The organism is Vibrio sp. Isolate32, from assembly GCF_022397955.1.
Lineage (GTDB): Bacteria > Pseudomonadota > Gammaproteobacteria > Enterobacterales > Vibrionaceae > Vibrio.
This window is the reverse complement of record NZ_JAKEUQ010000024.1, coordinates 35,833-56,322: the sequence shown is the minus strand read 5'-3', so window position 1 is coordinate 56,322 and position 20,490 is coordinate 35,833. Positions and strand designations below refer to the sequence as shown.

Sequence of the window (20,490 nt, the reverse complement as noted above, 5' to 3'; positions counted from 1 at the left end):
AAATGAAGAAAACTTGACAACTACTCTTTCTGATATTGTTAAAACAAGTCTACTATTGATCACAAAGACAATGTTTCCACTTCAAAAAAAACGTTTATTTACTCTTTTGTAATTGAGATGAAAACAGAAAAATATCGAAGTTAGCTTAGATAAACGTATTCTATCAATTCAAACAAAGCGGATTTAAATAACTCCAATCCCTTCATACCCTTACGACAAATAATAAAACTGAATTGTATAAAAACAATTTCATTAATAATAGCTCTTGTAAACTTTGAATTACATACTCTAAAATTTAATCTCTAATATAAACTTGTCATAAGCCGAAATACTCTTCCAATCTTGATTCACAACACATGGCATTAGTGTGTTACATATAGACTTCCTATAAAGTAGTTGGGAAGCAGGAGTTTATATTAAAATCAGGAACGAAAAATGAACCAACAACGTCAATTAAGCTGGAAAATAGCAGCCATTCTAGGTACATCTTTCGGCTTTACTGCACACGCTGCAGAAATGGTCAGAGTCGATAATGATACACTGCTACAACAAAGCCTCGTCGCTCAGTCGAAGAGTGTTGCACCACTAGAATTAGGTTTTTCTGAAATTAAACGGGTAGTACTTCCTAATGGAAAAACAAAAGTCCGCTACCAACAAACTCACCGAGGTTTACCCGTCTTTGATACTTCGGTTGTGGCCACCCTTTCCAAGAACCAACCCACTCAGGTGTTCGGCTCAATGGCACAAGGGATCAGTGGTGACCTATCTAGCATCGCGCCAAAACTAAATCAGCAACAAGCGATAGAAGCCGCACTGTCCGCTCATCGCACGTTTACCGTCGGCAAAAAGTCGATTGAAAATAAAAACGCGAAACTGATGGTGAGATTGGATGAGAATCAAGTCGCCCAAGTGGTGTATCTGGTTGATTTCTTTATCGCGTCCTCAATGCCAGAGCGCCCTTTCTACTTTATTGATGCCACGACTGGCGATGTGCTCCAAAAATGGAATGGGCTAAACCACGCTAAAGCATTAGGTACTGGCCCAGGTGGCAACCTCAAAACCACTCGATATGAATATGGCAGTGACTTCCCTAGCTTTCCCATCGACAAAACAGGGACGACTTGTACGTTAGAAAATGAATCTGTTAAGACAGTCGATTTGCGGAACGGAACGTCTGGCAGCGCGCCCTACAGCTACAACTGTGCCGACGGAACTAACTACACCGATCATAAATACATTAACGGGGCTTACTCGCCTCTTAACGATGCACACTACTTTGGTAATGTCGTATTCGATATGTACAAAGAGTGGATGAACACATCGCCTTTAACTTTCCAGCTGACGATGCGAGTTCATTACAGCACCGATTATGAAAATGCTTTCTGGAATGGTACATCAATGACTTTTGGTGATGGCAAAAATACCTTTTACCCATTGGTTGATATCAACGTGAGTGCTCACGAAGTCAGCCATGGATTCACAGAGCAGAACTCGGGACTTGTTTACAGAAACATGTCGGGCGGCATAAATGAGGCCTTCTCTGACATTGCAGGCGAAGCGGCTGAATACTATCTGCGCGGAAATGTGGATTGGATTGTAGGTAGTGATATCTTCAAATCAGAAGGTGGATTGCGCTACTTTGACCAACCTTCAAAAGATGGCCGTTCAATCGATCACGCCTCTGATTACTACGATGGTTTAAATGTTCACTTGTCGAGCGGTGTTTATAACCGAGCATTTTACCTTTTAGCCAACAAATCAGGATGGGATGTACGCAAAGGTTTTGAAATATTTACCGTAGCCAACCAACTGTATTGGACAGCCAACAGTACCTTTGATGCCGGTGCATGTGGCGTAGCTAAAGCGGCTGCAGATATGGGTTATACCGTTGCCGACGTAGAAGATGCGTTTAATAGTGTTGGCGTCAACGCAAGCTGCGGCACTACCATTCCGGGTGACAATGTACTCACTAAAGGGACGCCTATTGCGAACCTAAGTGGCAACAAATATTCTGAAAGCTTCTACACATTCTCCGTAGATTCTGCATCAAGCGTAACGGTGGCAATATCTGGCGGAACTGGCGATGCAGATCTGTATGTCAAAGCAGGCAGTAAACCAAGCACTTCAAGTTATGATTGCCGCCCTTATCGTACAGGTAATAGCGAGCAATGCAGTGTGAGCGCTCAGCCGGGCGTCACCTATCACGTATTGCTTCGTGGGTACACAAATTACTCCGGAGTGACTCTGCACTTAGATTAAACCTAGATATCGCTGCGAGCACATCTCGGTTGCTTATAGGCTAATACAAGAACCTCCGATTACGCTTAACGTGAACGGAGGTTTTTATTTAGGGTCTTGGATTCAACTGCGACACCTCTGAACATAAAAACAGTGGGATGCGATAATCATGAAGTTTGCTCCCGCCAAGAAGTAAAAAAACATGAACTACACGCACCTCAATAAGAATGAAAAGTACAGAATCTCTGCACTCAGAAAGCAAGGAATTAATATCGTTAAAGTATCTAAACAACTGGGACGCCACAAAGCCACTCTCTATCGAGAAATTGAACGCAATTACCGATACAACAGACACTTTAAAAGATACTCCTATCAGTTATGGAGATCCCAACAAATGGCTCGCAACCAGCTGAGCCGGCCGATTAGAAATAAGAGCTACAACTAAATCGACTTTAGCCTACCTGAAAACTTGCTACAACTGGATTGGAGTCCTGACCAAATCGTCGGATATCTATGATATCAGAGGTTACTCAACATTGAGCCACAAACTCATTTATCACCATATTTGGAACGACAAAGTTCTTGGTGAAACACTATAGAAACACCTACGCCAATCCAATAAAAAAATACGTAACAATTATAACTCAAAAGGCACGCGAGGACGGCTGGCAGCAAAGCGCCATATTACCGAAAGATGAGCAAATGCCGAGCATAGAAACGAGCCTGGCCACTGGGAAAGTGATACCGTCTTTGGCAACGGAATCAAGCACTGCATCGTGCCCATAAACGACTAATGTTGGCTGTAATTTTATAGCTTTGTGGCTAAACGGAGTACATCACTGTCGCTTCACCATCGACGGCGACTTCACCGTTCGCGTTCAATACTTGAGTAGATATCACAGCGATAGGTTTGTCTTCACGCACACTGGTCACTTCCACTTTGCCTGTGACAGTTTCGCCAACAAAAATAGGGCGAACAAACTTCAAGGATTGCCCCAAGTAAATGCTGCCTGAGCCCGGCACTTTAGAAGCCAGCAGGCCAGAGATAAGGCTCGATGCCAACATGCCATGTACAATTGGGCGCTCAAATTTCGTGGTTTTAGCGAAATCCTCATCTAAATGGATTGGGTTGTAGTCTTCCGAGACGCTAGCAAACGCTTCTACGGTTTGCTTATCTAACGTCTTTTCTATGGTGGCAGTCTGGCCGATTTCTGGCTTCATTATACGTACTCCTTTTCCATTTCGTTGTCTTGCACAATTACATCTTGAATACGCTGCTTCACGTATTCACCTGGTGCATCCAGTTCCCCTTCTAGCTCACGAGCTTCAATCATTTCGGAGAAATTGCGCTCATCAACCCAATTTTGCCAATGCGACCACCACGAACCATGGTGCTTGTCGGCACTGGCAAGCCACTGAGATGATGCTTGGTCGTTATTATCATTGGTCCAAAAACCATATTTATTGGAATCGGCGTGGTTCATCGGCCCTGCAATATGACCGCTCTCGGTAAGTACAAATTTGTTGTCTCCACCTAGCAGTTTTGTGCCTTCAAAGTTGCCGTCCCATAGCGCGATATGGTCATCAATAGCAGAGAGGAAATAAGCCGGCGATTTTACTTTACCCAAATCAATCACCACACCATCGATCACCAATTCACCTTTGGCTAGTCGATTCTCAAGATAGCACTGACGTAGTAACTGGTTATGGGTCGCAGCAGTCACGTTGGTGTTGTCACAGTTCCAATAAAGGAGGTCGAATGCCATTGGGCTCTCCCCTTTCAAATAATTGGAAATGTAATAATTCCAATACAGGCTGTTTTCACGAAGTAAGCTGAATGACACGGCCATTTGGCGGCCATCCATATAACCACGTTGGTTGTTTTGCGCTTCAATGCTGCTAATGATCGGATCATTGATGAATACACCTAACTCCCCTGGCTTTTGGAAGTCGAGGATTGTGGTCAGCAGAGTGACCGATTTAATTCTCTGTTTACGACGTTTGCCAGAAAGGTAAGCCATGGCTACGACTAAGGTGGTGCCACCGATGCAGTAACCAATACCGTTAACTTCTCGCTCGCCTGTGACACTTTCAATGGCATCAAGTGCAGGTAGAACGCCTTGAGTCACGTAGTTGCCAAAGTCGACGTCTCGCATTTGAGCGTTAGGGTTCACCCAAGAGATCATAAACACAGTGTGACCTTGGCTGACCAACCACTTCACATAGGAGGTCTCTGGATTGACGTCCATAATGTAATATTTGTTCACGAATGGCGGTACGATCAGCGTCGGACGTTTATAGACTTGCTCTGTGGTCGGCTTGTATTGAATCAGCTCGAACATCTCGTTTTGAAAGACAATTTTTCCGGGCGTTGAAGCAATATTCTCACCCAAGGTGAACTGGTTTTTGTCCGTCATTCGAATATTGAGTATGTCAGCACTTTGCTCTAAGTCCTGACGGAATTGCTTCATCCCTTGGATCAGGTTTTCACCCTTGCTCTCCATGGTCAGCTTGAGTATCTCTGGGTTGGTCGACACGAAGTTGCTTGGCGACATCGCATTCAGGTACTGTCGAGTGAAAAATGAAAGGCGAGCTTTGGTCTCGTCATCCAGTCCATCTGCGTTCTCAACTGATTGTTGAATATTGTCACAAGCAAGTTTGTAGCTCTCTTTGATGTAACGATACAGTGGTGTGTCATTCCACGAGGGGTCACGGAAGCGGCGATCCGTCTCTTTGGTTTGCTCTTGAGTGCCAAGGATACAACCGTTAAGTAGGTTAACTTGCTGCGCCCACCAATTCATCTGTTGCTCAACCATATTGGTTGGGTTCTGAGTCATTGAGCCCACCCACTTCGTAAAATCTTCCGATTGGGTTTTCATCAATGTCGATTGTGTTGGCTGCCCTAGATTGTCCATCCAGGCTTGTCCGTATTGGGACATGAGGTTCATCATGCCTTCAAAGGGCGATTTATTTTCCATTCTGACATCCTTGTTAGAAGTGATTCTGAGAGATGGCGATGCTAGACGTTACGCTCCGCCATCAACCGACAAGCAATAAACTAAGCACTTTTCGCAGTCTTTACCGCAGAAGCTGTAAGCTCGTCAGCGGCAGATTTAAAATCTTGGCCAAGTTGAGTCAGCTTTTGGCTATCTTCCATGAGTTGTTGTGAGATCTTACTCGCCACTTCCATCTGTTTTGAACCATAAGCCGGAATATCTTGTGGCTGCTTTAACGAAGCTAAGCTCTGCAAAGACTCATTACCTAGCGCGCTGTAAGCCTGTAAGCTATCAAGCTGTATCTTGGTCAGTGTCTCTATATTCTTAGTCACTAGCTGATTGAAGTTGTAGAACGGGTTAGTTACAGACTCTAGCTGAGATGTGAAAGCCTTAAATGTTTCCTGAGTAGACATAATTTCATTCCTTGTACTGAGCAGATCGAAGAAGTAAATGTGCGCTTCCAATACGAATTTGGTTTAGTATTGTTGCGCAACAGTTAACATATTGATCAAGTTCAAAGTGAAAGTCATCCCGTAAAATGCCCGAAAAGTCGTTCCAAAAACCGACTAATTTAAACATTTGTTTGAATTTTCAGCTCGGATGACCATCCCCCTAAATAGGTAAGTGGTTTCAAAGCGGTATCAATATGAGCTGCGTTTAATACAGCTAACTCGATTCAGGAGATGAATTAACAGAAATGTGAACTTGGTCACTTTAGTATGTAAGGATACTTACGGTTGTTTAGGACAAAACAAACCAAATAGGCTGCTAAACATGAACACTCAAGCTGGACCTTTGTAACTAGAGCGAGAGAGTTCATATTCAGATAAAATGGGGGCATTTGAGAAGGGGCTCACTGTTATCAGCACACGAATTCACTTTAGATGTCTGCCGCCATCAAGGTGCAGTGTTCTTCCCGTCATGTAATGACTGGCCAACACATACTTGATACCGTCGATTACTTCTTCATAACCAGCCTCTGCGGGAATTAAAGCTTTTTGCAGAGCTTTAGCTTTGTAAGCCTCGTCGTCACGATCATTAAACTTGATCATAGCTGGAGATAAAGTATTTACTTTCACTTTAGGAGCCAACATCGCCGAAAACGAAAGCGTTAGGTTGTTAAGTGCAGCTTTGCTGGCCGCGTAAGCGATGTGTTTTTTGCTGCCTTTCTCCGCAACATAGTCACTGATGTGAATGATATCGGACGTTTGATCGCCAGACATCAGCAGGTCTTTGAGCGACAAGTTGATGAGGTATGGTACACCGACGTGGACTGCCATCATCTGGTTCATAATTTCTGAAGCGTTCTCACTTGGGTCTTTCTTATTTTCCGGTTTCCAGTCAGAGGCATTATGCACGATGGCTCTAAGTGCTCTGTATTCTTTACCAACATAATGCAGAAAGCCCTCTACGCTACTTTGCTGATAAAAGTCGACTTGCTGTAAATCCGCTCCCTTATCACGTAACTGTTGCAACTGAGGGTATTCGCTGCGAAAGGTACCAATCATTTGGTACCCATCAGCCAGAAGTTGCTTAGCCAGTGCGAACCCTAATCGCTTCCCTACTCCCGTTATCAGAATCGTCTCACTCATCGTAAAAACTCAGCTCTAGTTTGAGGGTTGGTTTTGAAAATGCCACCGAGTGCAGTTGTTGTCGTTTCCGAGTTGGCATCCATAACGCCTCGAGACTTCACGCAGTAATGCGTTGCTTTAATGGTCACTGCTACATTTTCTGTTTCAACGAGAGTCTGTATGGCAATCAGGATCTGTTGGGTTAAGCGCTCTTGAACTTGAGGGCGTTGCGCGAAGAATCGGACGATTCTGTTTATTTTCGACAGGCCAAGTATTTTCGCCTCTGGAATGTATGCCACTTGCGCTAAACCGTCGATAGTGATGAAGTGATGCTCACACGTGGACGTCAAGTCAATGTCCGACACCTTTACCATTTCATCGACCGCCATTTTATTCTCTATTACGCTGATTTTTGGAAAATTGTTGTAATCAAGCCCCGAAAATATCTCATGTACATACATCTTTGCGATGCGGTGCGGCGTTTCTGCAAGACTGTCATCCGTCAGGTCCAACCCCAGCGTACTGACCACTTCCGTTAGCAGTCCCTTAATACGATTGTATTTCTGGTCGCTGTTCATTTCACTCGCGTTCATCGGGGTTTCAAGCCCTCTCGCCAGTAGAACCGCTCTTACTTGTTCTGCTTCTGTACTCAACATTGGCTCGCTCCTTAGAAGTTATTATCTTGATCCGCTTCATAGCTCAGCGTGAGTGAAACGGAGTCGGCAAAACGCAACGCATGTGGTTTATCAATTCTTACTTGAGCGTACCGAACCCATGAATGATCAATGCAAATGCCGAGTACGTCGCTGGTTAGCTTTTCTAGAAGCAGAAATCTTCCAGATTCGACATGATGGATAATCTTCTTGCAGATATTTTTATAATTAAGGGCATTGTCAACGTCATCAGAGAGGCAAAGGTTGTTAGCTGGATAGTGAATCTCTGCGTTTATAACAATGTCTTGCTGCTTGGTTTTCTCTTCTTCGTTGAATCCTATGAAGGTTCGTAGTCTGAGATTTGTGATAGTAATAATGGCGTTGTGGTTCATAACAGTTTCCATTCTGTACAAAGTAATATCAGGTACGTGCTTGTTTTAATAAAAGATCAAATAAAGATCTGATAATAAGAGTCTGTGGTTTTTGGCAGCTTTAACGGCATTAGGTGAAACTAAACTCAAAAGGGATTGGATCGGTTTTCTGACTCGACTGGTCAAAGTTATTCCAAAGCTGTTGGAACGAGGTATTTAGAATGGGGTGATGAGCAGTCGCGGCAAGGTCGACTAACGGACGAAGCACAAAAGCGTACTCGGTGATTTCACCTCTGGGTAACTCTACCCCGTCGATAATGCCCACTTGATCTCCGTAAAGAAGGATATCGATATCCATGGTTCTTGCAGCACACTCTTTAGTCTCACGTTGGCGACCGTTATCGAATTCAATTTGATGGAGAGTTTTAGATAACTCTGCGATAGGAAGCTCGCATTCAAACCCCACAACGAGATTGAGGAAGTTGTCTCCTTCAAAACCGACTGGCTCGCAATCGTAAAACTGAGAGATTTGCAGTGGAGCGAAGCGATGGTCCAACGCTTTGAGAGATTCTGTGATGTGATGTTCGCGATTAATGTTGCTTCCGATGCTGACGTAGACGATAGCCATAGTATTTCTTCCTTTTTAAGCAGCCTATACGTCCTATTCGCTATGAAGATCAGCTATATGTCCTTTTAATGTCAGCTCGATACTTAAAAAGGTTTTATCGAAAGTTGGCCTACATCCTTAACTGCAGTGCATCGTCGCCCGTTTAAAGCGACGGCACGCTAAACGACAAGTATTACCCACTTAATTGCTCGACTGATGCCCAGTCTTCTTGGCTAGCTTTTTCATCGCCTCTGCGAACGTTGTTGTCCCACCTTTAGCCTTAACTTGCACAACCTTGTAACCCATGTTTTTTTTAGCGCTTGGGGCTCTGCCAATGCTGCTTGGTTGTCTTATTGGCTACCTTGAGCTGGCTGATGAATGTAACACCCTTCTAGTTGACCATCTTCGACCAATTGGTGGTGTTTCAGTGCTTGGATATCAAAATTCATAAGTCAGTCTTTTCATTTAAATTCGAAGTCTATGTAGCAAAAGCCACCAGCATTTTTCATGCTGTCTTTTATACCATAAGGTACTTTGTACATGAAGATCGAGTCGAATGACCAAGACGCCTACTCACACAACTAAGCGTTTATCTTATATTTCGGAACTCAAGGTTAAAACTTCGCTGGTAAACAACTCTCTTAACCGTTGATTGACGATGTCATCATTCCGATTGCTGTGCCAATAAATACTGAGTAAAGGCTTGATGTACTTGAAAGGAAGCTTTAGAAGTTTAATTTTATCTTTATCAAAATAGGCTTTCGCGACACCTTTGGGGAAAGTGGCTACCCAATCACTGTTGTAGATGGTGTCTGAGAAGTCTGCGATTGAATTAAGCTTTCTTGCCACTTTACGATCCGCAAAGATCGGACTGTGAAATTCAGTTAACTGATTCACTCGATAGTTATCGTGTGTGAGCATGACATGCTTTGCTGAAAGGTACTGTTCAAGAGTCACTTGCTCGCTGATCTGAGAATGGTTTTGGCTGCAGACCATACACAGCTCGTCGCCCCAAATTTCCTGGCTCAACAAGGTTGGATGCGCGTTGGTTAAATCGACCACAAGATCGATCTTCTTTTCTTGAATGTCGGTGCCATATCTTCTTTGATATTCGCGACTTCGATAACGCACTCCAGAGCTTCTTCCTGAATCCTGTCTAGTATTTCAGGAAAGATCACACTACTTGAGATGCTCATCGCCGCAATTCTAAACGTGTAACTGCACTTTTTAGGTTCAAAATCATGCGTTTCAGGTAATGAGTGAGAGACAAGCTTTGCGCTTGCTTAAAGATAGGATACAAGTCATTAGCGACTAGCGTCGGCTCAAGTGTATACGACTTTCTTACGAACAACAGATCACGATATTCATCTCGAAGCTGCTTTAAATGAGCGCTGAGACTAGGCTGAGATATATTGAGCCTTTCTGCTGCGTACGTTAAATTTCCCTCTTCATATATCGCTATAAAGTAATAGATGAGGTTTAGGTTATAACAGAGCTTTGTTAAAACGTTCTAACGAATATGACTTAGCCCATCACCAATATGAACGGTAAATTACACAAATAACGGCGCTATACCCGTGATCATTGAAGGTGCTTGATTTTCCATAAAAACAGGATCATGCTACGCAACCATGAAAGTAACGCTATTTCCACAGAAGAAACAAGAACTCGAACAGATGCACGATTCCGCTCGTGACAGTCGAGTGTGCGACCGTATCAAAGCGGTTTTGCTTGCTTCCGAAGGTTGGAGCAATGCAATCATTTCTCAGGCGCTTCGTATTCATGAAACTACAGTTGCACGTCATATCAATGATTACCTCCAGTCTGAAAAGCTAAAGCCTGATAACGGTGGCAGCCAGAGCAGAATGTCAGCTATTCAAATCATGCAACTCATTGAGCATTTGGCTGAAAACACTTACTTTCACACTCACCAAATTGTTGCCTATGTAGAAGCAGAGTTTGGTATTCGCTACAGCGTAGCGGGTATGAATAAGCGGTTACATCACATTGGTTTCTCATACAAGAAGCCCAAAGGTGTGCCTCATAAGTTCAGCCCAGAGATGCAGCAAGCCTTTGTTGAGTATTACAATAACGTCCTCAAGCTGAGCAAAGCCCCTGTATTGTTTATGGATGCTGTCCACCCAACTCAATCGACAAAACTGAGCTATGGCTGGAAAACATTGGTGCAACGGTCACTGAGACGTATGAAACCATCAACAGTGAGAGCATTGTTCGCTTTCTTTGGAAACTGAAGAAAGAGCACTATCCACTAGAGCAGAAAGTACACCTTATCTTAGATGGCGCAGCCTATCATCGAACTGAATTGGTGAAAGATGCAGCGAAAGTGCTCAATATTGAGCTTCATTACTTACCGCCCTACAGTCCGAACTTAAATCCGATAGAGCAGCTCTGGAAAGTGATGAATGACCATGTTCGGAACAATGTTTACTTTTCATCCAAGAGAGAGTTTATCTCCGCTATAAAACAATTTTTCGATTTGACATTACCAGAAGTTGCAGGTTCGCTGGTATCCAGAATTACTGATAATTTTCAGTTACTAAAACCTGCACCTTCAAGTTGAACGGGTATAACAACGACATTTTATGATTTAGCTAGGCGATTCGCCGTCCAAACATAAAGCAACTCAAGCGCAATCGTAGCACCAGCTAATGCTGTGATGTCACTTTGGTCATACGCTGGAGACACTTCTACAACGTCCATACCAACCATATTGATACCCTGCAAACCACGGATGATTTTCAAAACTTTGTCTGAATTCAAACCACCACACACTGGCGTGCCAGTACCCGGTGCAAAAGCAGGATCGAGACAGTCGATATCAAACGTCAGATACACTGGCTTATCACCAACAATACCTTTCACTTGAGCAATGATCTCATCCACGCCCATGTCATTGGCTTGCATCGCATTAATAACGTTGAAGCCATGACCTTCTTGTTTGTACTCAGTACGAATGCCGATCTGCACCGAATGTTCTGGCGAGATAAGGCCTTCCTTTGGGGCATGATAGAACATGGTGCCGTGGTCGTAACGGCTGCCTTGGTTGTAGGTGTCGGTGTGCGCGTCGAAGTGAATCAACGCCATCTCCCCATACTTCTTACCATACGCTCGTAGTAGAGGCAGTGTAATGAAGTGATCACCACCTAAACCTAACAGAGTTTTACCACTATTTAGAATCGCATCAGCTGCTGCTTCCAAACGCTGAGTTAGGTCTTCTGCATCACCACAATCAAACACAAGGTCGCCAGCATCAATTACCGAGGTATGCTCAAATACATTGAAGTCCCACGGGAATTTCTTACCTTCCCACGCCAAGTTTACCGATGCACGACGAATCGCATCAGGTCCCATGCGAGCACCCGAGCGGCCCGATGTCGCCATATCTAGTGGCGCACCTAATACAACCACATCAGCATCGTTGTCGATTGGGTTTTGCACCAATGGACGACGCATAAACGTCATCGCATTGGAGTACAGCGAGTAATCTGGTTTTGTAAATAGATCGTTCATTAAAAATCCTCTAGATAGGTGTAACCCATCAAGCCTTGCTCTAACTCTTCAAGTACGCTCTGTTGCTCTTGCGCTGGTACTTTCGCCGTGACCAATTCTTTGTAGTTCTGACGAATTAGGTCCACATCAATGTGAACGTAACGCATCATATCTTCTACAGTGTCGCCTTCGTTGATGTAATCGATATTTGCTTCGCCGCTCTCATCAACATTCACCACGACACTGTGCGTGTCACCAAATAGGTTATGCATATCACCCAAGATCTCTTGGTACGCCCCTACTAAGAAGAAGCCCATTAGGTATGGTTCGTCTGGGTTCCATGCCGGCACTGGCAACGTAGTTTCAATGCCTTGACCGTCAACATACTGGTCAATCGTACCGTCGGAGTCACAAGTAATGTCCAATACAACAGCACGACGCTCATCCGCATTGTCTAAACCGCTCAATGGCAATACAGGGAATACCTGATCAATACCCCATGCGTCTGGCAATGACTGGAACAGTGAGAAGTTCACAAAGAACTTGTCCGCTAAACGCTCACTCAACTCATCCAAAATTGGACGGTGGTAACGGTTCTTTGTGCTCATACGAGTGCTTAGCTCGTAGTTGATGCGCAAAGACATCTGCTCAGCCCAAGCACGGTGCTGGAGGTTCAGCATACCGGTCGCAAATTGGTTGTGCGCTTCTGCAATATCACTCTGCGTATCGTTGTAGATCTCAATCAACGCACGGTCATCGTTACCAGCATCGAGTTCTAAGAAGTTCTTCCACATGTTGTTAAGCAACAATGGTGCGTCTGCCTCTGGCGCTACCATGTCTTCCGGCGAGTAGCTTTCAGTACCAATCACGTTGGTGACCAACACAGCATGGTGCGCTGTCAGTGAGCGACCAGACTCCGAAATGATCACAGGTTGTGGCTGGTTGTAGAGCTTACAAATATCCCCTACTGTCATCACGATGTTACGAGCATACTCGAGCAAGCAGTAGTTCATAGAGTTCGAAGATTGGCTGCGTGTGCCGTCGTAATCGACCGCCAAGCCGCCACCAACATCTAAGAAATTCAGTTGAGCACCAATATCACGCAGCTCACAGTAGAAACGAGCCGCTTCACTTACACCATTGCGCACATCACGAATGTTCGCCATTTGCGAACCTAGGTGGAAGTGCACGAGTTCAATAACATCAAGCTGGTCTTCTGCTTTCAAGCGTTCGATAACAGTAAGCACTTGTGATGCAGATAGGCCGAACTTGGACTTCTCACCACCACTTGCTTGCCATTTACCCGCACCTTGAGAAGCAAGACGGATACGTAAACCCAAACGAGGTTTCACGCCCAAAGCTTTCGCTTCAGAAAGAACAAGATCAAGCTCAGACAACTTCTCTAGAACAATAAAGACTTTGTGCCCTAGCTTCTCGCCAATCAGTGCAAGGCGGATATATTCTCTGTCTTTGTAACCGTTACACACGATCACAGAACTCGCTTTTTGAGCCAAAGCCAACACCGCTAATAGCTCAGGCTTGCTGCCCGCCTCTAGGCCTAGCTGCTTTTGCTCTAATTGAGCTTGGCTCGCTAAGATCTCATCAACCACTTCTTTTTGTTGGTTAACTTTAATCGGATAAACAAGTAGGTAACGGTTGTCGTACTGATATTCTTCGATCGCTTGGTTAAATGCGTTACAGATATTGTGCACGCGCTGATGCACGATTTGAGGAAAACGCACAAGAGCAGGTAAACCAATATTTCTTTGCTCTAACTGTTTTACGATCTTACTTAGTGGGACTTGATGATCCGTTTCGCTCGGTGATACATACACTTCACCGTTGTCATCAATGCCATAAAAACCTTGGCTCCAGTGCTTTACGTTATACTCAGCACGGATGCGTTCCAAATTAACCGAATTTTCCAATTCTAGAGACCTCACACTATAGGGCCATCGACAGAAGATACCTCTTTGGAATAGCGAGGTATAACCCAACAAAAAACGTTCGAATACGATTTGTTGGCTGCATTAACCGATATTATTAAGAGCGAGTCCAACCATTGATATTTGTGGTTACGATTACGTTTTTTTATCGACAGATCGACTTAAAGTGACAACTAAGAAATTACAAGGTTTTAGGGCAAAAAACAGGCTGCAGTGCATTAAAAATAAAGCACTTTCTAACAAAAAATTAGGGGAATAAAATAACAACGACGCTTAAAATTCTTAGCTAATTTGGTGATATTAGGTCAGGCTTGTGACAAATATCGGCACTTCCCTATCACAACCCTTGCTATCAACAGCACAGCTTGTATCCCTAGATTCGACGCCTACTAATACTTCATTCTTCCTACTGAAAATCGCCCAGTTTAATGTTGTAGGCGCTCAATTATTGAACTTTTCTTGTCCATATCTTGTATTCGCTCCGATCTTCTTGTAACTTTAACTGACCAATCAATCGGTCAGCCTTCGAATTTAGGGGATACTATGAGCCATAATCTAGACCTTGAACCAAACACGTCGAGCACCAACGACATGGATCAAATATTCAACCGACAACAAAATCACTACCGTAACAACGTTAATCCAACACTTGAGCAGAGACGAAATGATTTCTCAGTCTTGAAAAAACTATTAATGCGTTACCAAGAGCAGTTAATTGAAGCGGTATCAGAAGATTATGGCCATCGAGCAAAGCACGACAGCTTAATTGCTGACATCACCCCTTCCCTACACCAGATCAATTACAGCGATAAAAATCTTAAGAAGTGGTTGAAGCCTTCACGTCGTAAAGCCGGCTTAATGCTAACACCAGCCAAGATTACTGTGCATTATCAACCGGTAGGTGTGGTTGGCATCATCGTGCCTTGGAACTTCCCAGTTATGCTCTCTTTGGGCCCTCTCATCACAGCATTGGCAGCAGGTAACACAGCCATGCTCAAAATGTCTGAGTTTACTCCTGCAACCAACCGTGTTTTGAAAGCGATGTTGGCCGAAGGTTTCAGTGAAGAACAAGTGGCGATCATCGAAGGTGAAGCCGACGTTTCTGCTAAGTTTAGCCAGCTGCCGTTTAACCATATCCTATTCACAGGTTCAACCTCTGTTGGTAAGCTCGTAATGAAAGCCGCAGCCGCGAACCTAACGCCAGTGACACTTGAACTTGGCGGTAAGTCTCCAACCATCATCGCACCAGATTTCGATGTCGCCGACGCGGTTGAACGTATCCTGTTTGCCAAGAGCTTAAACGCAGGTCAAATCTGTGTCGCACCGGATTACATCTTGCTGCCACGAGAGAAAGTCGATGCATTTATCACAGCTTACAAGCGCTACTTCAAGAAGCTTTATAAAGCAGGAATTGAGAGCAAATACTTAACCTCAGTGGTTAACATGCGCCAGTACAATCGATTAAAAGGTGTGGTTGAAGATGCGAAGTCAAAAGGTGCTGTAATACATACCGTTACCGAGCAGGCACAAGACGACGTGAACCATAGAATGACACCGCACCTTCTCACTGAAGTGAATGATGACATGGTGGCAATGCAAGAAGAGTTGTTTGGCCCTGTGCTACCAATCGTGCCTTATGATTCAATTGAAGAAGCGATAAGCTACATCACCACCAGAGAGCGTCCACTTGCGTTGTACCTAATGAGTCACGACAAGAAAACCCATGATCGATTCCTATCGGATACACACTCAGGCGGCGTTTGTATCAATGACTCTTTGGTACATGTGGCAGCGGAAGACGCGCCATTTGGTGGTATTGGCCCTTCAGGCATGGGACACTACCACGGCATTGAAGGCTTCAAGACCTTTAGCCATGCAAAAACCGTGTTGACTCGAGGCAAGATCAACTTCACTAAGTTGATGCACCCTCCATACAACAACCCAATCAAAAAAATGATGTTCAAAGTACTGAATCGATGATTACAAAAAGGCAAAAAATCCTAGATGCTGCACTCCTACTCTTTTCCCAACAAGGGTTAGAGGGCACATCTACTGGGCAAATAGCGAAGACCGCCGGTGTAGCAAAAGCGACACTGTTTCATCACTTTGAGAACAAATCTCTACTGATTGATGAACTGTTTCGTGAATTGAAAGTAGAGCTATTTTCTACTCTGGATCAACACACAGAAATCGCTGAACAAAATCGCTATCAAGCCTTTAAATTCATGTGGATGACCGGAATTGAGTGGGCATTGGAAAACCCAGTCGCCATGAAGTTCTTCACCAATGTGCACTTTGACCCAACAACTCAAACTCGTGAAGTCATTGTCTCGCAGATGTTTGCGTCACTCGATGACATCATTTTGAAAGGACAACAAGCTGAAGAGTTGATGGTGTTAGACATTAATCTCGTTAGACACTTCATCCATAGCCACTTTTTGATTTGTGCGAACTGGCTCGTTGATCAACCAGAATCGCAACCAGGGCAGTCAGAAAAGTACATCAATGACAGTTTTGATATGTGCTGGCGTGCCATTGGTGGTCAAGCGCAGCCGTCCTGTTAGCTAGATTGTCTCTTGCTACAAGCTAAGTATCCTACCATTAAGCAACGTTAAGTTTCAGCAAATCAATAAAAGCGTCTCATCGGCGCTTTTATTATTTGGACAACTTTTAATCACTTCACCCTGTTGACTTTCTAAGCCCGCATTCAGTACCATTCCACCATCATTTCAAAAGAGAATAACGCCATAATGAAGTACTAACATCCTGACATCCGATTTATTTTTTAAAAATCATTTGGACACTCGGGGTTAGTGGGCGTTACTTCGTCATCTATTTTCGCGACAAATCAAGTTCTTAAAGATCTGTCTTTTGACAACATGAATCTTGCAGAACTGCACCTAAAAGACAGAAACCATCTCAATACCGCTTTCTCTCTTTTATTGGTCATCTACCTAAGTAACGCCTATGGCGATCTGTTGTTAGCATCCAGCTGGATCTTGCACAGAAAAGCGCCTCGCCCCTTTTACTCGTTTATACGTAAAGGGAGGTATTTTTATGCCTACTATTTTAGCCAATAATCTCTCATTCCAACTCGATACTGGTGAATGGCTATTTAAAGACATCACCTTCAATTTGAACTCGCGACTGACTGGCTTAGTTGGAAGAAACGGAGCCGGAAAATCGTTGCTACTTTCATTACTCACTGGGCAAACGCAGCCGACATCTGGGAGTGTGTCTAGACAAGGCTCGATTGGTTTCTACTCGCAGTTGCCTTCAGAACTTTTGGATAGCACGATCAGCATTGCTGATTTCTTAGGTATCACTGAGAAACTCAATGCCTTGCGAGCTATCGAACAAGGCAGCTGCGAGCTTCAACACTTTGACATCGTTGGTGATGATTGGGATTTGCAAAAAAACACTCAGAGGCTGTTGGCCAATCTGAAAATAACCAGCGAGTTGGCCACGCCATGCAACACATTAAGCGGTGGGCAGCTTGCCCTTTTACAGCTTCATCAACTGTTTACTTCAGACCACAACATACTGATTCTCGATGAGCCGTCGAATCATTTAGACAGTGACGGGCGCAGCTGGTTAATAGAACAGTGCCAACAATTTGAAGGCAAAATACTGATGGTTAGCCATGACCGAAGCCTGTTGAGGCACATGGAAGGGATCTACCACCTCAACAGTTTGGGGTTACGTTTCTACAAAGGAAACTACGATGACTACTTCAAACAAATGTCGAATCAGTCCGATGCACTAGATAAACAGATCGCTCATCATCAATCCGAAAAGAGACGACTTGAACGCCAAGCCCAAGCCAATAAAGAAAAAGCGCAACAGCGAGAGGCGCAAGGAAATCGACTGCGTAAATCAGGCAGTCAGCCGAAGATCTTACTAGATGCGATGAAAGACAAAGCAGGACGAACACAAGCAGCATCAGCCACTAGCCAAAATAACTTAAAGGAGCAAAATCAAGATAAGCTTCGATCTCTTAAAGAACAAAAAGAGCAACTCAAACCGCAGGCCTTGTATCTACAACAGAGTAATGGCAAGAAAAAGAACGCGCTGTTAACTGTTGAAGATTGCCGACTTGAGTATGGGTCTGGTACTGCTATCAATTTTTCTCTGTCACAAGGTGAACGCTGTTATCTAAGCGGCGCAAACGGCTGTGGTAAGTCGACACTGTTGAAAGCGATTCACAACGAACACTCGAACTACATTCGAACTATCAAGCGCTTAGGATCTACGGTGTACCTTGATCAACACTTTGGTTTATTGGATACCCAGAACACCATGTTCGATAGCCTTATGACACATAGTGATGGGCTCACAGAAAGTGATGCTCGGACATTGTTAGCAGGCATCGGCTTTAGGCGTGACTCCGTGTACCGCAAAGTCGCTCACCTAAGTGGTGGAGAGAAAATGAAGCTAGCGATGTTGATTGTCAGCCATAGGCAAGACTCCCCATTACTGCTGCTTGATGAGCCAGACAATCATTTAGATATCGACTCAAAGCAGATATTGGCGTCAGCTTTGCGTGAATACCAAGGGGCTTTTATCTTAGTCAGTCATGACGTGGATTTTGTTGAGGAGGTCGGCGTTAGCCAAAATCGTATTCTGCTTTAGCCTTGATATCAACGACCGGTGAGCTTAGATAGGCGAGTATTGTTGCGGATACTCGCCTTTCTCGATTGAGACAAGTACACTACGCGCCTCGAACATCTAATCATAAGGCTAAGGTTTGCATACTCTAGAACAATTAAAATCAGGGCAACTTAAAGGTATTAAGCGCTTAAAGCTATCAGAAGGTCTCACTGAGTTTCCATTAGAAATCTTGGATCTCGCCGGTTCACTAGAGATTCTCGATCTTTCGGGGAATCAGCTATCAGACTTACCTGAAGAGTTATCACAGCTTACTCACCTGCGCATTATCTTTGCGTCGAATAACCTGTTCACGCACCTTCCTGACGTTCTTGGGTCACTACCGAAGCTTGAAATGATCGGTTTCAAGACCAACCAAATCAAAACCGTGAGCGAAGCGTCTCTGCCACCTCAATTGCACTGGTTGATCCTGACCGACAACGCCATCGAAGTTCTACCAAACTCACTGGGTGAAAGACCACGACTGCAAAAGCTAGCACTCGCAGGTAACCAGCTTCGCGCTTTACCTGAGAGCATGGAAAACCTATTCAACCTCGAACTGGTTCGCTTGTCTGCAAACCAACTAACTGAATTCCCAGAGTTCCTTATCAAGCTACCAAAACTGGCTTGGCTAGCGTTTGCGGGCAACCCGTTTTGCAAACACCCTAGCAGCTTAGATAGCGTACCTGCGGTTAGCTCTCAAAGCTACTCGCTAAATCAAATTCTTGGTCAAGGCGCGTCTGGCGTGATCTCTCATGCAAGCTGGCTAAACAGCGACTTTGATTTCCCACAGGAAGTGGCGGTTAAAGTGTTTAAAGGCGAAGTCACCAGTGACGGCTACCCACATGATGAACTGGAAGCCTGCCTTCAAGCTGGTCACCATAACAACTTGGTAAAATCTATCGCCCAAGTAGAGGAACAAGATTACCTAGCTTTGGTGATGGAACTCATTCCAAACAGCTACTACAACCTAGGGCTACCACCAACGCTTGAGACTTGCACGCGTGATACTTTCCCAGAAGGTTTTGAACTTCCGCTCTCGCAAATCGACAACATCGTGACTCAGATGATCGATGTATTTAATCACCTCCATGACAACAAGGTTTGTCACGGTGATTTGTACGCGCATAACACCCTAGTCAATGAACAAGGACAAATGATCTTTGGTGATTTTGGAGCAGCGACCATCTATGGTTACCTAACTGAAGAGCAGCAACAAGGCATTCGACGCATCGAGGCTCGCGCTCTCAAGTACTTTATTGATGACCTACTAACGGTTTGTGCCAAGCAAGATGTTGAAAGTGAACTGCACTCACGCCTAACAAACTTTGAAGCATAAACGCAGGTGATAAACCGAATTGATAGAATGCTAACGCTCGGTTAGCTTGCCAAGAAACAACAAAGCCAACATCACTGTTGGCTTTTTGCTTTTTAGAGGCTCACCCGCTTAATCAAGCTCGGCGAAAAGAGTTAACGCTCAGCTTCCACCAACTTCAGATACGAATGCAGCTCGCCGTTCTTATATTCCACCGCAGAATGGATATTTAAGTCAGCCCTAGCCACGACCGCAAATTTATATCGGTTATCGCCTTTAGTAATCTCAGCGTGCAGTAAGCCGTCTTTTAACTGCCACCGCCCTACCGTCTTGAAGCGGTCAAACAAACGGTACTCGGTTAGAGTGCCATCCGCTTTAAAATGTACTTCAGTAATGTAGCCAGCCGGACAGCTTTTACCCAAACACGACTTTCAATATCACGGATAACAAAATTGCGCTTAGTTTCTTGCCAAGTTAAAAACGCTTCACTGTCGTAAAGTTCAATGTCGAGATCGGTACGAGGAATTAACGACTGATCCATTTGCTCGCGACAATAAAGCTGAAGCAAGATTTGCTGTTTAGTGTCGCTCGATAACTCAGTCATTAATCCATCCTATTTTTCCAAGAAAAGCACTA

The 20,490-nt window shown here is 44.3% G+C and carries 16 protein-coding genes and 4 pseudogenes; 7 read left to right on the top strand and 13 right to left on the bottom strand.

Annotated elements, in window-relative coordinates:
• Positions 1-435: 435 nt before the first annotated feature.
• Positions 436-2,259 (top strand): M4 family metallopeptidase, encoded by a 1,824-nt coding sequence (locus L1D11_RS17090; RefSeq protein WP_239832318.1) that lies wholly within the window; start codon positions 436-438, stop codon positions 2,257-2,259.
• Between the two features lie 181 nt (positions 2,260-2,440).
• A pseudogene (locus L1D11_RS17085) lies at positions 2,441-3,041 on the top strand (IS30 family transposase); the annotation flags it as partial.
• 19 nt (positions 3,042-3,060) lie between these two features.
• Here L1D11_RS17085 and L1D11_RS17080 read toward each other — a convergent pair.
• The 10 genes and pseudogenes from L1D11_RS17080 to L1D11_RS17035 form a co-directional block, all read right to left on the bottom strand.
• Positions 3,061-3,459, bottom strand: a complete 399-nt coding sequence (locus tag L1D11_RS17080) for a MaoC family dehydratase (protein WP_239832317.1) — start codon at positions 3,457-3,459, stop codon at positions 3,061-3,063.
• Positions 3,459-5,216, bottom strand: coding sequence for a class I poly(R)-hydroxyalkanoic acid synthase (gene phaC, locus L1D11_RS17075; RefSeq protein WP_239832316.1), 1,758 nt, complete (start codon positions 5,214-5,216; stop codon positions 3,459-3,461). Before phaC ends, L1D11_RS17080 begins: the two co-directional genes overlap by 1 nt.
• Before the next feature lie 80 nt (positions 5,217-5,296).
• On the bottom strand, positions 5,297-5,647 hold the full coding sequence (locus tag L1D11_RS17070; protein WP_004738385.1) for a phasin family protein: 351 nt from the start codon (positions 5,645-5,647) through the stop codon (positions 5,297-5,299).
• A 462-nt stretch (positions 5,648-6,109) separates the two neighbouring features.
• Positions 6,110-6,826 carry a dihydromonapterin reductase gene (gene folM / locus L1D11_RS17065; RefSeq protein WP_239832315.1) on the bottom strand — a complete coding sequence of 239 codons (717 nt, stop codon included), beginning with the start codon at positions 6,824-6,826 and terminating at the stop codon, positions 6,110-6,112.
• A complete protein-coding gene (gene folE / locus L1D11_RS17060) occupies positions 6,823-7,461 on the bottom strand; it encodes a GTP cyclohydrolase I FolE (RefSeq protein WP_239832314.1) in 639 nt (212 codons plus the stop codon). The genes folM and folE overlap by 4 nt, the downstream gene beginning before the upstream one ends.
• A gap of 11 nt (positions 7,462-7,472) precedes the next feature.
• On the bottom strand, positions 7,473-7,850 hold the full coding sequence (gene folX, locus L1D11_RS17055; protein WP_063522227.1) for a dihydroneopterin triphosphate 2'-epimerase: 378 nt from the start codon (positions 7,848-7,850) through the stop codon (positions 7,473-7,475).
• Positions 7,851-7,959: 109 nt separating this feature from the next.
• Positions 7,960-8,457 (bottom strand): 2-amino-4-hydroxy-6-hydroxymethyldihydropteridine diphosphokinase, encoded by a 498-nt coding sequence (gene folK / locus L1D11_RS17050; protein ID WP_239832313.1) that lies wholly within the window; start codon positions 8,455-8,457, stop codon positions 7,960-7,962.
• Positions 8,458-8,637: 180 nt separating this feature from the next.
• Positions 8,638-8,885 (bottom strand): annotated as a pseudogene (locus L1D11_RS17045) (hypothetical protein).
• Positions 8,886-9,030: 145 nt separating this feature from the next.
• Positions 9,031-9,567 carry a LysR substrate-binding domain-containing protein gene (locus tag L1D11_RS17040; RefSeq protein ID WP_239832312.1) on the bottom strand — a complete coding sequence of 179 codons (537 nt, stop codon included), beginning with the start codon at positions 9,565-9,567 and terminating at the stop codon, positions 9,031-9,033.
• Between the two features lie 61 nt (positions 9,568-9,628).
• A complete protein-coding gene (locus L1D11_RS17035; RefSeq protein ID WP_239832321.1) occupies positions 9,629-9,892 on the bottom strand; it encodes a LysR family transcriptional regulator in 264 nt (87 codons plus the stop codon).
• 175 nt (positions 9,893-10,067) lie between these two features.
• On the opposite strand from L1D11_RS17035, the pseudogene L1D11_RS17030 reads away from it, so the two are divergent.
• Positions 10,068-11,017, top strand: a pseudogene (locus tag L1D11_RS17030) (IS630 family transposase).
• 20 nt (positions 11,018-11,037) lie between these two features.
• Here the strand turns inward: L1D11_RS17030 and speB are convergent.
• Both speB and speA read right to left on the bottom strand, forming a co-directional pair.
• On the bottom strand, positions 11,038-11,967 hold the full coding sequence (speB, locus tag L1D11_RS17025) for an agmatinase (protein ID WP_239832311.1): 930 nt from the start codon (positions 11,965-11,967) through the stop codon (positions 11,038-11,040).
• On the bottom strand, positions 11,967-13,874 hold the full coding sequence (gene speA / locus L1D11_RS17020; protein ID WP_275665893.1) for an arginine decarboxylase: 1,908 nt from the start codon (positions 13,872-13,874) through the stop codon (positions 11,967-11,969). Before speA ends, speB begins: the two co-directional genes overlap by 1 nt.
• 561 nt (positions 13,875-14,435) lie before the next feature.
• On the opposite strand from speA, the gene L1D11_RS17015 reads away from it, so the two are divergent.
• The 4 genes from L1D11_RS17015 (at position 14,436) to L1D11_RS17000 (ending at position 19,878) form a co-directional block, all read left to right on the top strand.
• Positions 14,436-15,872, top strand: coding sequence for a coniferyl aldehyde dehydrogenase (locus L1D11_RS17015; protein WP_239832310.1), 1,437 nt, complete (start codon positions 14,436-14,438; stop codon positions 15,870-15,872).
• Positions 15,869-16,456, top strand: a complete 588-nt coding sequence (locus L1D11_RS17010; protein ID WP_239832309.1) for a TetR/AcrR family transcriptional regulator — start codon at positions 15,869-15,871, stop codon at positions 16,454-16,456. Before L1D11_RS17015 ends, L1D11_RS17010 begins: the two co-directional genes overlap by 4 nt.
• 493 nt (positions 16,457-16,949) lie before the next feature.
• A complete protein-coding gene (locus L1D11_RS17005) occupies positions 16,950-18,524 on the top strand; it encodes an ATP-binding cassette domain-containing protein (protein ID WP_239832308.1) in 1,575 nt (524 codons plus the stop codon).
• 115 nt (positions 18,525-18,639) lie between these two features.
• A complete protein-coding gene (locus L1D11_RS17000; RefSeq protein ID WP_239832307.1) occupies positions 18,640-19,878 on the top strand; it encodes a leucine-rich repeat-containing protein kinase family protein in 1,239 nt (412 codons plus the stop codon).
• Between the two features lie 131 nt (positions 19,879-20,009).
• On the opposite strand, the pseudogene L1D11_RS16995 reads toward L1D11_RS17000, so the two are convergent.
• Positions 20,010-20,458 (bottom strand): annotated as a pseudogene (locus L1D11_RS16995) (hypothetical protein).
• Positions 20,459-20,490: the final 32 nt, after the last annotated feature.